Here is a 13,040-nt window from a genome sequence, read left to right on the forward strand (position 1 = left end):
ATATAGGTTCATCATGTCAGTATTACATCATATTGTGATTGTCGGTGGCGGCGCCGGTGGTCTGGAGCTTGCCACCCAACTTGGTCATCGTCTGGGTAAATCGAGCAAAGCGCAGATTACTCTGGTCGATCAGAAACTGACCCACATCTGGAAACCGCTGCTGCATGAAATTGCAGCCGGCACGCTCAATCCACATCAGGAAGAAACCAACTATTTTGTGCATGCTGCCCAGCATCATTATCAGTTTATATTAGGCACCCTGGTTGGCATTGACCGGACCCAGAAAAAGATTCAGCTGCAGGCACCGCAATTTTCCAAAAAAGAGCAGCCACCAAAGCAGATTGACGTGGACTATGATACGCTGGTACTGGCGCTAGGCTCCACTTCCAATGACTTTCATACCGAAGGGGTGAAACAGCATTGTCATTTTCTGGACAGCCTGCCTCAGGCCACGGTGTTTCATCAGGACTTGCTACACCTGTATTTAGAAGCCCAAAATCAACCGCAAAGCCGTGCCCTGAATATTGCCATTATTGGCGCCGGTGCTACCGGTGTTGAACTGGCGGCAGAGCTGTATCAGGCCAAACAGACTTTTGCCCAATATGGTTTAAACCGGATTGACCCGCAGCAGGTTCGGATTACGCTCATTGAAGCTGCCGACCGGATTTTACCGGCCCTGTCACAGCAAATTTCCCGGCATACCCAAGCCCAGCTGGAGCACTTTGGTATTGAAGTGCTGACCCAGCATCGGGTGGCCAAGGTCGATGAAGAACAGGTTTATTTTGCTGCAGGTAATCCGCTAGAAGCAGAAATTAAAGTCTGGGCTGCCGGAATTCAGGCCCCGGAAATTTTTAAACAGTGGGATGATTTTGAAAAAGATCATCTGCACCGTTTAAAAGTCTATGCCACCTTACAGACTTATACCGACCCCAACATTTTTGCCTTTGGCGATTGTGCCCATTGCCAGCCCAAAGCCGATGAACCGGTGCTGGGTCCGCGTGCGCAGGTGGCCAGTCAGCAGGCCAGCTTTCTGGTTCGTGCCCTGAGCCAGCACGTGAATGGGAAACCACTGCCGATGTTTAAATTCTCCGACAAAGGCTCGCTGATTTCTTTAAGCCAGCATACGGCCGTGGGTGAATTACTCGGTCGGGTCAATGTACAGGGCATAGTCGCCAAGTCGATGTATGTGTCTTTATACCGGCTGCATCAGGCCACCATTCATGGCTATACCCATGCCGGGGTGCTGACCGCCAAAGATATGCTCGGCAGAAAAATTGGCCCTAAAATAAAATTGCATTGAAATTTTATCGACTGCCCCAATATCTGGGAAAATGTCATAAAAAAGCCAAATGTGAGTTTTTTGAGTAAAAGTATTCAACAAATTTGCCTTTTCACTTTATGATGTACCCTTAGAAAACTAAATGGATCTATAACATGACTGCTATTGCAAATGACCTCGTGGTTTCTTTCCACTACACATTGACTAACGCAGAGGGTGAAACTCTCGACCAATCTCAAGGTGAACCACTTGCCTATTTGCATGGTGCGGGTAACATCATCCCTGGTCTTGAAAAAGCCCTAGAAGGTAAAACTGTGGGTGAAAAATTCACTGTAAACGTACCTGCTGCTGAAGGTTATGGCGAATACAACCCTGACCTAGTTCAAGAAGTTCCAGCGCAAATGTTCCAAGGCGTAGACAGCATTCAGCCTGGCATGCAGTTCCAAGCACAAACTGATGATGGCGTACAGATCGTAACGGTTAAAGCAGTTGAAGGCGAAAACGTAATCGTTGATGCAAACTTCCCGCTTGCTGGTCAAGACCTGACTTTTGAAGTTGAAATCGTAGAAATCCGTGAAGCGACTCAAGAAGAGCTAGACCACGGTCACGTACACGGTGTTGGTGGTCATCACCACTAATCTTGTGACAAGATGGAAAAGGCAAAGTCTGACTTTGCCTTTTTTTATGCCTGAATTTTAGTGGGTGAATAAACCATCACGATGCTGATTCGCCCGCTGCAGACAAGGCTTGGGCCAGATTGTGTTTGGCCTGTGCTTCATAATGCTGCTGAAAATACCGGGTCTGATATAGCGGTTGCATCTGATAAAACTGCATCAATACCGCACGGCGCTTGTGCTGATAAAGCTGCTGCTCGACCCAGGCATATTCCTGATGAATCTGTTGCTGATATTCAGCAAAACGTGCTGGCGGCGCAGCCAGAATCGCCAGATCAATATCCAGCAAGGCATTTAAATCTGGCTCATCACTGGGCTGATGCTGCCGGGTCGCAAGAATCCAGCGGCTCACGGTTTCGATTTGTGCTGCTGTTAAAAAATCTGCGCATAACTGCTGGCACAATGTCACACTTTGCGCTTCATTGTCCTGCGCTTTAGGATGATAGACCGCATCATGAAACCATAACGCCAGCTCGACCAGCGATGCTTGCTGCAACTGTGTGCGAATCTGATCGAAATGCTGCAGACATTCCAGAATATGCTGCACGCCATGATAGTGCCGCTGCGGCTCACTATAGGCCGCCAGCAGCCGCGCATACAGCTGCTGCGTCTGGCAGCGATTCAGCGAAAACTGCTGAGCGCAGCGTTGCCAATACAACTGAAAATCAGCAAGTTCTGGTTGCATGGCACGCACTCCCCTGTTTATGCGGCTTGCTCATCTCGCTTAAACACCAGCTCACCTTTTAGGGAGCTGTCAGCATCGAAATAATAGCCATCGCTATTAAAGCCTTTTAAATCTTCAGCGCGTTCAATTTTATTTTCGATGATATAGCGTGCCATCAGGCCACGGGCTTTTTTGGCATAGAAGCTGATGACTTTATATTTGCCATTTTTCTGGTCTAAAAATACCGGCTTGATGATTTCTGCCTGAATCTTGCTTTCTTTCACCGATTTATAATATTCATCCGAAGCGATATTCACCAGCAATTCAGACTTGGCCGCAGCCAGATCTTCATTGATCAGATCAGTAATGATGGTGCCCCAGAATTCATACAAATTGCTGCCACGCGGATTTTTCAGCTTGGTGCCCATTTCCAGACGATACGGCATCATTAAATCCAGCGGGCGCAATAAGCCATACAGGCCTGATAACATGCGCAAATGCTGCTGTGCATAATCAATATCCTGATCCTTCAGGCTATAGGCATCCAGACCGGTATAGACATCGCCTTTAAAGGCAAACAGCGCCTGACGCGCATTAGAAAAATCAAAATCGGCCTGCCAGTCGCGGAAGCGTTCTACGTTTAAATTGGCGATTTTTTCGCTCACACTCATTAAATTGGCGATTTCTGAAGCAGATAGCGTACGACTAACGTCGATAAGTTCTTGTGAATGCGCTAATAGTCTTGGTAAGGTATGGCTGTCGGTGGGTAATGCAGATTCATAATCTAAAGTCTTAGCAGGAGAAATTAAGGCGAGCATACACATCCTGATCAAAAAGTGGTTAAAAAATAATTAATCAAACTATAACAGTCAGCTTATTTTAATGCCAATCTGTGTTTTTCCTAAACATAATCGGTAAAATAATCGATTCTCCTGCCATTATTCGATTATCTTATGTCCGAGCAAATTTTCATTCCAGGTCCTGTGGGTCGAATTGAAGTTTTCGTAGATTATCCACAGGGTGAAGTGAAAGGATTCGCGGTTGTCAGCCACCCCCATCCATTGCAAGGCGGCACCCCGCAACACAAAGTTCCTGCATTATTAGCACAAATGTACCTAGAGCGCGGCTGCGTGGTATATCGCCCAAGCTTCCGCGGTTCAGGCCAGAGTGAAGGTGTGCATGATGAAGGCTTTGGCGAAACGGACGATATTCTAGAAGTCATCAAATATGCGCGCAGCCAGCACATTGGCCTGCCGTTCTATGCCGGCGGTTTCAGCTTTGGTGCGCATGTGATGGCAAAGAGTTATGCAGCGCTACCGGTTGAATTACAGCCAAAACAGACCATTTTATGCGGCTTGCCGACTGCGACAGTAGCTGGTGTACGTCACTATGTAACTCCTGAAATTAAAGGTGACATCCTGTTTATTCATGGCGAAGCCGATGATGTGACCCTGCTCTCGGACATGATTACTTGGGCCAAACCACAGCGTCATCTGGTTACCATTTTACCGGGCGCTAACCATTTCTTTACCGGCTATTTAAAACAGCTGCGGATTGCAATTACCCGCTTCCTGGCCTTAGGCTAAAGACAAAAACCCATCTGCTGATGGGTTTTTTTATGGGAGGAGATCAGTGACGGTACTGTTAATTTTAAAATGGATACAGACGAAATGGCTTCGCAATTCCAATCTGGGATTGTTTTAATTTTTCCATTCAAAGGCCGTAAAGTTTTCATCCTGTTTTAAGGTCTGCTCGACCGCCTGGGCCAGCTGATTTAGCAAGCTTTGCGATTCAATCCGGTCAAACCAGTCCTGCTCTTCTTCCGGATAAGACAGGATTTCACACACCAGTCGTCCTTCGGCATCGCGGCTTTCACAGCTCACGCTTAAGGGCAAAGGATGATCTTCCACACTAACCGCAATTTGTGCGCCACTTTGCGGCAGGGTTTCAAAGCCGTGCTGGTTTAACTGTCGGGCCAGCAAATCTGCCACATAGTTCTGGGCAATCTTACAGTCCTGTAATTCGGCCTTGTTATCACATTGTGCGGTAAACTGGAGTGTTTTCATAAACGACCCTACTGCTGTTCTTGTTGTATTTTTAGCATAAGCAATATAAAGCAAACAGCCAAGCAAAAGCTTGGCTGTTTTGGGTTATTTTTCTCTTTATTCGGTCACTTCAATCTGCAGACCGGCCTGAGCGGTCAATTGGGTAAAGGTCGGGAAGCTGGTCGCGACCGTTTCTGTACCCACAATTTTAATTACTTCCGAGTTACGTAAACCGGCAATCGAGAAGCTCATGGCAATACGGTGGTCATGATGTGACTCAATTTCACCGCCGGTGAACACAGGCGACCAGTCACCTGCTTTGCCCTTGCCTTCAATGATGATGCCATCTTCAGTTGGGGTACAGTCAATGCCCATGGTTTTCAAGCCATCTGCCATCACCTGAATCCGGTCAGATTCTTTGACGCGAAGTTCAGCTGCACCAGTCAATACAGTCTGACCTTCCGCACAGGCTGCTGCAATAAACAGCGCCGGGAATTCATCAATCGCCAGTGGCACCTGATCTTCCGGAATATGAATGCCTTTTAAGGTACGGCTGCCCTGAATACGAATGTCGGCAATCGGTTCACCACCGGCAATACGCTCGTTGGATACAGTAATATCTGCACCCATTTGTTTGAGGATTTCAATCACGCCAGTACGGGTCGGGTTAATGCCCACAGCTTCTAAAGTGACATCGGCATTTTCAGTAATGGCCGCGCCCACCATAAAGAACGCTGCAGATGAAATATCTGAAGGCACCTGAATATTGGTTCCCACCAGTTTACCGCCGCCTTGCAGGGAAATACGGTTACCTTCGGTTTTCACTTCATAACCAAAAGCACGCAGCATACGCTCGGTATGGTCGCGGGTTGGTTCCGGTTCAGTTACTGCAGTTTCACCTTCGGCCCACAAACCGGCCAGTAAAATTCCTGATTTCACCTGTGCCGAGGCCATTGGTAAATCGTACTGAATGCCTTTTAACTGCTGGCTGCCCGTAATTGACACCGGTGGCGTACCACGCTCACCTGTGGTCTGGATTTGCGCCCCCATTTCACGTAATGGCTTGGCAATACGCTCCATTGGACGCTTGGACAAGGATGCATCACCGGTCATCACCGAATCAAAGGCCTGCGCCGATAACATGCCTGACAGCAAACGCATGGAGGTGCCAGAGTTCCCCATATACAGTGCACCGGCTGGAGCTTTGAGGCCCTGCATACCAACACCATGAATGGTCACTTCACCATTTTTTGGGCCTTCGATGCTGACACCCATATCGCGAAAAGCCTGCAAGGTCGCCAGCGCATCTTCACCTTCCAAAAAGCCGGTGACATGGGTGGTGCCTTCTGCAATCGCACCAAACATGATTGAACGATGTGACACAGATTTATCACCTGGCACAGTAAATTTACCCTGGAAATTTTTAGAGCCCGGTAAAATCGTAAATTGTTGTGTCACTTTATTGTTCTCCATCAACGGTTTTTTGGCCAGCATATGATTAAAATGCTGACGCGCTGCTTGAGCATGTCCCAGCAGGCCCATTAAAGCCTGCGAGTTTTCCTGTTCGATCAGCTGGCGCAAGATTGCCAGCTGTTGTTCAAAGCCATCGACTGCATTCAAAATTGCCTTTTTATTGGCAAAGAAGATGTCGTGCCACATTTGTGGATCACTGGCTGCAATTCGCGAGAAATCACGAAAGCCGCCTGCAGCATAGCGAAAAATATCTAAATTGTCTTCCCTGTTGGCCAGTTGCTCCACCAGGTTAAATGCCATTAAATGCGGAAGATGACTGGTATGTGCCAGCACTTCATCGTGCTTGTCCACATCCATACAGATCACTTCCGCTTTGGCTGCTTCCCACAGTTGAATCAGTTTATTGACCGCCCAATCCGCACTGGTCGGTAATGGAGTCAAAATCACTTTATGATTGACGAATAAATCGACCTTACCGGCATGGACCCCGGTATGCTCGGCTCCAGCAATCGGATGCCCCGGCACAAAACCGGCAGGCAGTTGTTCACCAAAAACCGCTTTGGCTGCATCGACCACATTGCCTTTGGTACTGCCGACATCGGTCAGGATTGCATCAGGTTTTAAATACGGTTTAATCTGCTGCAACACATATTCGGTGGCACGTACCGGTAAGGCCAGTACCACCAGATCAGCATCTTTCACCGCCTCGACCGGATCGCTATAACCGGCAGCAATTAACCCTAAGGCTTTGGCATCTTCTAGCGTTTTTTGCGAACGGGTCGATGCCACCACCTCATGAGCCAGCTGTTCAGCCTGAATCACACGCGCCAGACTTGAGCCAATCAGCCCAAGTCCAATAAAAGCGACTTTTTCAAACAGGGGTTGCGTCATGGCTTATGCCTTTGCGTCCAGACCTAACACCTTCGCCAGTGCAGTCAGGAATTTGGCATTTTCTGCTTCTGTTCCAATCGATACACGAAGATGGTTTGGAATGCCAACCGGACGTACAATCACGCCCTCTTTGAGCAAAGCATTGAAGGTTTGTGCCGGATCAGCCTGTACATCAACCAGAATAAAGTTGGCACGTGAAGGTACATAATTCAGGCCCAGTGCTTTAAAGCCTGCTTCCAACTGCGCCATACCAGCCTTGTTCACTTCACGTGATTTTTCGATAAAGGCTTCATCTTTCAGCGCTGCTACAGCTGCCACCATAGCTAAATGGTTCACGTTAAATGGCTGACGGATACGGTTTAAATAGTCAGTCACCTGTACAGAGGCCAGAGCAAAACCAACTCGTAGCGCTGCCAGACCATAGCATTTTGATAAGGTATGGCTAACAATCAGGTTTGGATACTGATCCAGATATTTCAGGCTGTTGAAGTTTTCCGGGAAGTATTCCACATAGGCTTCATCCAGTACCACAATTACATTGGCCGGTACTTTCTGCATGAAGGCTTCAAATTCAGCTTCTTCAAACCAGGTGCCAGTCGGGTTATTCGGATTGGCAATGAACACCAGCTTGGTGTTGGCTTGAATGGCTGCAGCCATCGCCTCTAAATCGTGCGAGAAACCTTTGGCTGGTACTTCAATGGCCTCTGCATTAATGGCCTGAGTCACCAGCGCATAAACCGCAAAGGCGTGCTGGCTATATACGATTGAGTCCTGCTCGGACACAAAAGCGCGGGCAAACATTTCCAGCAGGTCATTTGAACCATTACCCAAAGTAATCCGTTCATGACCAAAACCAAACTGCGCTTCAATCTGGTCTTTTAAAATAAAACCACCGCCATCTGGATAACGACCAATTTCAGCCAGCTCGGCAGCCACGGCCTCTTTGACTTTGTCTGAACAGCCCAACGGGTTTTCATTGGATGCCAATTTCACAATATCGGTAATACCCAATTCACGCTCAAGTTCACTGATCGGCTTACCTGGTTGATATGGCTTTAACTTAGAGATGCCTTCATTGGCTGGGACAAACGACATTTTTTACTTCCAGATTTACAGGTGAAAAGCAGCCGCATGCAGCGCACACGGCCACCAGAGAATTTTATAAAACTGCCGCCGGATAAGAGCCGAGTACACGGACTTCTTTCACCAATGGACGGATTTCTTCAATCGCAGCTTTAACATTGTCTTGCTCAATATGACCTTCCAGATCAATAAAGAACACATAGGCCCATTTTTCAGGTAAAGCCGGACGGGTTTCAATACTGGTTAGACTAATGTTGTGTTTGGCAAATGGCGCCAGAATTTCCAGCAAGGCACCGGCACGGTCATGTGCAGACACCAGCAATGAAGTTTTGTCATTGCCGCTTTGTGGCACTTTCTCACGGCCAATCACCAAGAAGCGCGTGGTGTTTTCCGGGTTGTCTTCGATATTGCTGTGCATGATTTCAAGATCATAAATGGTTGCCGCAATTTCAGAAGCAATGGCCGCAGAATGCCATTCATTACGAATACGGCGCGCCGCTTCACCATTGGAACTTAAAGCCACACGCTCCACCCCAGGATAATGCGCATCTAGCCATTTACGGCACTGTGCCAGCGTTTGCTGGTGAGCATAAATCTGTTTAATGCTGTCTTTACGGGTATTTGCAGAAATCAGGAACTGATGATGAATCGGCAATTCAACTTCGCCAATCACATTCAGATTTGAAGTTTTAAAGCAGTCTAAGGTATGGTTCACCACCCCTTCAGAGGAGTTTTCTACCGGCACCAGACCATAATGCGCACTACCCGCTTCCACTTCACGGAAGACTTCATCAATGGTTTGTAAAGGGCGCACCAGGGCATCATGACCGAAATGCTTGAGTACCGCAGAATGGGTATAAGTCCCAACAGGCCCCAGGAAGGCAATACTTTGCGGTGCTTCCAGTGCCAGACAGGCCGACATGATTTCACGGAATAAACGTGCCATGGTCTGGTCCGACAATGGGCCTTCATTGCGATCCATAACATTACGTAAAACTTGTGCTTCACGTTCCGGACGGTAAAACAGCGGATTCTCTTCAGCGGCAAATTTGGCTTTGGCCACCGCTTCTGCCAATCGTGCGCGACGGTTAATCAGTTGTTGAATCTGCATGTCTACAGAGTCAATTTCCTCACGAATATTGTTCAGGTCAAGAGAAGTCGTTGTGTTTTGATCGTCGTTGATCATTGTTATGTCGCCCTTCATAAACGGTATGCAAACAGTATAACAATAGTTAGCTTTCAAATGTTGCGCAATACAACTTTGATTGATTCAGTCTTAAAAACAAACAGTTGGTTAAACTCTCTGCAACTTATGAGACTGTTTATCAATTGAGCAGCTATGACTCATGAATAATTCTGAACAAGTCACGACACTTTGCCTGTTTTTCCATCCAGAGTGTAGCGAATTTAAGCAGATGAAACAGGGTCTTTTTCCAATCAACCGATAGCTTTTGCATCTGAATTCGATGAATAGTGATAGGATTTTGCAAGTTTATTGCGTAAACTGAACAGGCGTCATAATTACTTACATAGAAAATAACGCCCATAAATATTGAATAAAATTCCAGAAATTTTAACTTGAAAAAGAAATAAGAAAACTGGTTACAAAGCAGCAATGAAATTTTGCTTTTTCCCCTTTACTCTTTTATTTAAAGCAATTCGGAGAATAATAATGTCAAAAAGAATCGCGGTGCTGATTACCCATGATTATGAAGATGCAGACTATCCAGAATTGATCCACGCCTTCCGTGCAGCGCGGCATAGCGTGGTAAATGTTGAAAACAAGGCCGGCAATATTGTCTATGGTTATCAACGGCGCAGCTCGGTAACCATCGACCAAAGTATAGATGATGTGACCATTCATGATTTTGATGCGCTGCTGATTCCCGGCGGCCAATCTCCGGCACAACTGCGTGATGATCTGCGTTTTGTCGATTTTGTCCGAAATTTTGCCAATGCCCAGAAACCAATTATGAGCACCTGTCATGGTCCGCAACTGCTGATCCATGCCAGTGTGGTCAAAGGCCGGCGCATGACCAGCATTGCCCCGGTGATGCTGGAACTGATGGATGCCGGCGCCGTGTATTTTGATGAGGCGGTAGTGAATGACAATAACCTGTATATTTCCTCACGCTCACCAGCAGACTTGCCGATCTTTATTCGGGAAAGTCTGCATGTGCTCAGCCTGCATTAAAATCAGTCTCAGAAACACACCCACCAAAAAACACCCGCCCAGTCGATGCTGGGCGGGTGTTTTCATTTGCTCTGATGTACAGGACTTAACGGCCCAATAAACCGCGCGCCACAATCTCTTTCATAATTTCATTGGTGCCGCCATAAATCCGCTGGATACGGGCATCGATAAAGAAACGAGAAATTGGATATTCAGTCATATAACCATAACCACCAAACAGCTGCAGCAGCTGATCGGCCACTTTCATCTGCATATCGGTCGAGAAGCTTTTCAATGCTGCTGCTGTTTCGACATCCAGTTTGCCCTGCATATACAGCTCAACATTCTGGTGATAAAATGCAGCCGTGGCCAGCTCATCAATTTTAGCCTGTGCCAAAACAAAACGGCTGTTCTGGAACTGGCCAATTTTCTGGCCAAAGGCCTGACGTTCCTGAACGTATTGCGTGGTGATGTCAATCGAACCACGGATAGCGCCCAAGGCGGTGGCGGCAATCGCGGTCCGTTCACGTGGTAATTCCTGCATTAAATAGGCAAAGCCCTGTCCCGGCTGGCCCAGTAACTGTTCTTTGGGTACTTTCACGTTATCAAAGAACAATTCCGAGGTGTCCTGAGCATGCAGGCCAATCTTGTCGAGGTTGGTGCCTTTCTTAAAGCCATCCAGATAGGTATCGACTAATAATAAAGACACGCCTTTGGCGCGTGCCTGCGGATCGGTTTTTACCGCCAGCACCACCAGATCGGCATGTTGGCCATTAGAAATAAAGGTTTTAGAACCATTTAAAATATAATGATCATCCTGCAAAATGGCATGACTGCGCATGGCTTGCAAGTCAGAACCAGCACCCGGCTCGGTCATACCAATCGCACCGACCACTTCACCGCTAACCATTTTTGGCAGCCAGTACTGTTTCTGTTCTTCTGAACCAATATTTAAAATATACGGCGCAGCAATTTCTGAATGACAGGAAATACCGGTAGACAGTGCGCTATAACCAGCACGTGCCGATTCTTCCACCAGCATCAGCGAATAATGGGTCGGTACGCCATAGCCGCCATACTGTTCCGGTACATCTACACATAAAAAGCCGTTTTCACCCAGCTGGTTCCAGACCGAGCGCGGCATAATTCCTTCCCGTTCCCACTGTTCATAATGCGGGGCAATCTGTTCACTCATAAAGCGGCGGAAGTTGTCACGGAATAATTCTAAATCTGCATCATAAGCCAGCATAGTCGATCCTTGTAGGGTACATTCTTGTTTTACATTCAGCCCCATGCTATGCATTTTTAAGCGTACTGTCATGGCTTTGCCCGGCTTTTTTATTGACTGCCAAGTAATAAAAAAAGGAAGCCGAAGCTTCCTTTAGTCACCGCCCTGCTGTTAAGCCGAAGCAGATTGCTGGCTTTGTTCTGCCATTTTGCGGTCAATTTCTTCCGGATTATTTAATGCATATTGCAGCTTTTCCTGATCTAACTGACCGACCCATTTCGCTACAACAATGGTCGCCAATGAATTACCCACCAGATTGGTCAAGGCACGCGCTTCAGACATAAAGCGGTCAATACCCAGAATTAGCGCCAGACCGGCCACCGGAATCTGACCCACAGCCGCCAGTGTTGCCGCCATCACAATAAAGCCTGAACCGGTCACCCCTGCTGCACCTTTAGAGGAAATCAACAGCACCAGCAATAAAGTAATCTGATGATGCAGTTCTAAAGGTGTATTGGTGGCCTGAGCAATGAAGATTGCCGCCATGGTCAAATAAATCGAAGTACCATCCAGGTTAAAGGAATAACCCGTTGGAATGACCAAACCCACCACCGATTTTTCACAGCCGGCAATTTCCAGTTTCTTCAACATGCGCGGTAATACCGATTCTGAAGATGAGGTCCCCAATACAATCAGTAATTCTTCACGAATCATGCGGATCATTTTTACGATACTGAAACCGGTCATACGCGCAATACTGCCGAGTATGATAAAAATAAACAGCACACAGGTCAGGTAGAAGCAGATAATTAACTGCGCCAGTTGCGCCAGACTGCCAATCCCGTATTTACCAATAGTAAAGGCCATCGCACCGAAAGCACCAATTGGCGCAACTTTCATGATCATGTTCACAATGTTAAAGAACACATGCGAAATCTGATCAATCAGTTTCAAGACCGGCTTACCTGCTGGCCCTAAACGGTGTAAGGCAAAACCAAACAGGATGGCAAACATCAGCACCTGCAGGATTTCACCCTGGGCAAAGGCACCGACCACGGTATTTGGAATGATATTTAATAGGAATTCGACTGTAGATTGCGCTTCACCAGTTTCTACATATTTTGAAATACCGGTGGTATCCAAAGAAGCTGGATCAACGTTCATGCCAACGCCTGGTTTCCAGACGTTAATCACCACCAGACCAATAATCAGGGCGATGGTAGAGACAATTTCAAAATACAGTAATGCCACGCCACCGGTTTTACCGACCGATTTCATGCTTTCCATACCAGCAATACCACTCACCACGGTACAGAAAATCACCGGCGCAATAACCATTTTGATTAAACGGATGAAGCCATCACCTAAGGGTTTCAGCTGCTCACCCAGACCTGGAACATACTGTTCCACGCCATTAATAATTTGTGTGCCACTAGGAGAATAATGACCGACGAGAATACCTGCAATAATTGCAATAATCACCTGAAAGTACAGGGATTTATAGATAGGTTGTTTGGCCATAACAGATCT

12 protein-coding genes are annotated in these 13,040 nt (G+C 47.1%); 4 read left to right on the forward strand and 8 right to left on the reverse strand.

What is annotated here, in order from left to right:
- Positions 1–13: 13 nt before the first annotated feature.
- Together FTT63_RS09340 and slyD are read left to right on the forward strand one after the other, a co-directional pair.
- Entirely contained in the window at positions 14–1,300 is a 1,287-nt protein-coding gene (locus tag FTT63_RS09340; protein WP_180192200.1) for an NAD(P)/FAD-dependent oxidoreductase, read from the forward strand.
- Positions 1,301–1,434: 134 nt separating this feature from the next.
- A complete protein-coding gene (gene slyD / locus FTT63_RS09345) occupies positions 1,435–1,917 on the forward strand; it encodes a peptidylprolyl isomerase (protein ID WP_005178991.1) in 483 nt (160 codons plus the stop codon).
- A 76-nt stretch (positions 1,918–1,993) separates the two neighbouring features.
- Here slyD and FTT63_RS09350 read toward each other — a convergent pair whose 3' ends face one another.
- Both FTT63_RS09350 and yaaA read right to left on the reverse strand, forming a co-directional pair.
- Positions 1,994–2,638 carry a metal-dependent hydrolase gene (locus tag FTT63_RS09350; protein ID WP_168396691.1) on the reverse strand — a complete coding sequence of 215 codons (645 nt, stop codon included), beginning with the start codon at positions 2,636–2,638 and terminating at the stop codon, positions 1,994–1,996.
- A gap of 17 nt (positions 2,639–2,655) precedes the next feature.
- Positions 2,656–3,435: a peroxide stress protein YaaA gene (yaaA, locus tag FTT63_RS09355; protein ID WP_005178997.1), complete on the reverse strand. Its 780-nt coding sequence runs from the start codon at positions 3,433–3,435 to the stop codon at positions 2,656–2,658.
- A gap of 135 nt (positions 3,436–3,570) precedes the next feature.
- Between yaaA and FTT63_RS09360 the strand changes: the two genes are divergently transcribed.
- Positions 3,571–4,203, forward strand: coding sequence for an alpha/beta hydrolase (locus FTT63_RS09360; RefSeq protein ID WP_005178998.1), 633 nt, complete (start codon positions 3,571–3,573; stop codon positions 4,201–4,203).
- A 114-nt stretch (positions 4,204–4,317) separates the two neighbouring features.
- On the opposite strand, the gene FTT63_RS09365 is transcribed toward FTT63_RS09360, so the two are convergent.
- From FTT63_RS09365 to pheA, 4 genes are all read right to left on the reverse strand, one after another.
- Positions 4,318–4,683 (reverse strand): hypothetical protein, encoded by a 366-nt coding sequence (locus tag FTT63_RS09365; RefSeq protein ID WP_016659168.1) that lies wholly within the window; start codon positions 4,681–4,683, stop codon positions 4,318–4,320.
- Positions 4,684–4,779: 96 nt separating this feature from the next.
- Positions 4,780–7,026, reverse strand: coding sequence for a bifunctional prephenate dehydrogenase/3-phosphoshikimate 1-carboxyvinyltransferase (locus tag FTT63_RS09370; protein ID WP_180192201.1), 2,247 nt, complete (start codon positions 7,024–7,026; stop codon positions 4,780–4,782).
- A gap of 3 nt (positions 7,027–7,029) precedes the next feature.
- Positions 7,030–8,121 (reverse strand): histidinol-phosphate transaminase, encoded by a 1,092-nt coding sequence (gene hisC / locus FTT63_RS09375; protein ID WP_180192202.1) that lies wholly within the window; start codon positions 8,119–8,121, stop codon positions 7,030–7,032.
- Positions 8,122–8,185: 64 nt separating this feature from the next.
- Complete coding sequence (gene pheA, locus FTT63_RS09380; protein ID WP_005179005.1) at positions 8,186–9,295, reverse strand: prephenate dehydratase; 1,110 nt, start codon at positions 9,293–9,295, stop codon at positions 8,186–8,188.
- Positions 9,296–9,781: 486 nt separating this feature from the next.
- Between pheA and FTT63_RS09385 the strand changes: the two genes are divergently transcribed.
- On the forward strand, positions 9,782–10,303 hold the full coding sequence (locus tag FTT63_RS09385; RefSeq protein WP_005179007.1) for a type 1 glutamine amidotransferase domain-containing protein: 522 nt from the start codon (positions 9,782–9,784) through the stop codon (positions 10,301–10,303).
- A gap of 85 nt (positions 10,304–10,388) precedes the next feature.
- On the opposite strand, the gene FTT63_RS09390 is transcribed toward FTT63_RS09385, so the two are convergent.
- The gene (locus tag FTT63_RS09390; RefSeq protein ID WP_180192209.1) at positions 10,389–11,531 is read right to left on the reverse strand and encodes an acyl-CoA dehydrogenase family protein; all 1,143 of its coding nucleotides are present in this window, start codon (positions 11,529–11,531) and stop codon (positions 10,389–10,391) included.
- 150 nt (positions 11,532–11,681) lie between these two features.
- Positions 11,682–13,031: a dicarboxylate/amino acid:cation symporter gene (locus tag FTT63_RS09395; RefSeq protein WP_180192203.1), complete on the reverse strand. Its 1,350-nt coding sequence runs from the start codon at positions 13,029–13,031 to the stop codon at positions 11,682–11,684.
- Positions 13,032–13,040: the final 9 nt, after the last annotated feature.

Source organism: Acinetobacter sp. C15 (assembly GCF_013420645.1).
GTDB classification, from domain to species: domain Bacteria; phylum Pseudomonadota; class Gammaproteobacteria; order Pseudomonadales; family Moraxellaceae; genus Acinetobacter; species Acinetobacter indicus.

Excerpts from the sequence above, each read along its gene's own strand:
- FTT63_RS09340 (WP_180192200.1), top strand. The coding sequence starts at position 14 with ATGTCAGTATTACATCATATTGTGATTGTCGGTGGCGGCGCCGGTGGT.
- slyD (WP_005178991.1), top strand. The coding sequence starts at position 1,435 with ATGACTGCTATTGCAAATGACCTCGTGGTTTCTTTCCACTACACATTG.
- FTT63_RS09350 (WP_168396691.1), bottom strand. The coding sequence starts at position 2,638 with ATGCAACCAGAACTTGCTGATTTTCAGTTGTATTGGCAACGCTGCGCT.
- yaaA (WP_005178997.1), bottom strand. The coding sequence starts at position 3,435 with ATGCTCGCCTTAATTTCTCCTGCTAAGACTTTAGATTATGAATCTGCA.
- FTT63_RS09360 (WP_005178998.1), top strand. The coding sequence starts at position 3,571 with ATGTCCGAGCAAATTTTCATTCCAGGTCCTGTGGGTCGAATTGAAGTT.
- FTT63_RS09365 (WP_016659168.1), bottom strand. The coding sequence starts at position 4,683 with ATGAAAACACTCCAGTTTACCGCACAATGTGATAACAAGGCCGAATTA.
- FTT63_RS09370 (WP_180192201.1), bottom strand. The coding sequence starts at position 7,026 with ATGACGCAACCCCTGTTTGAAAAAGTCGCTTTTATTGGACTTGGGCTG.
- hisC (WP_180192202.1), bottom strand. The coding sequence starts at position 8,121 with ATGTCGTTTGTCCCAGCCAATGAAGGCATCTCTAAGTTAAAGCCATAT.
- pheA (WP_005179005.1), bottom strand. The coding sequence starts at position 9,295 with ATGATCAACGACGATCAAAACACAACGACTTCTCTTGACCTGAACAAT.
- FTT63_RS09385 (WP_005179007.1), top strand. The coding sequence starts at position 9,782 with ATGTCAAAAAGAATCGCGGTGCTGATTACCCATGATTATGAAGATGCA.
- FTT63_RS09390 (WP_180192209.1), bottom strand. The coding sequence starts at position 11,531 with ATGCTGGCTTATGATGCAGATTTAGAATTATTCCGTGACAACTTCCGC.
- FTT63_RS09395 (WP_180192203.1), bottom strand. The coding sequence starts at position 13,031 with ATGGCCAAACAACCTATCTATAAATCCCTGTACTTTCAGGTGATTATT.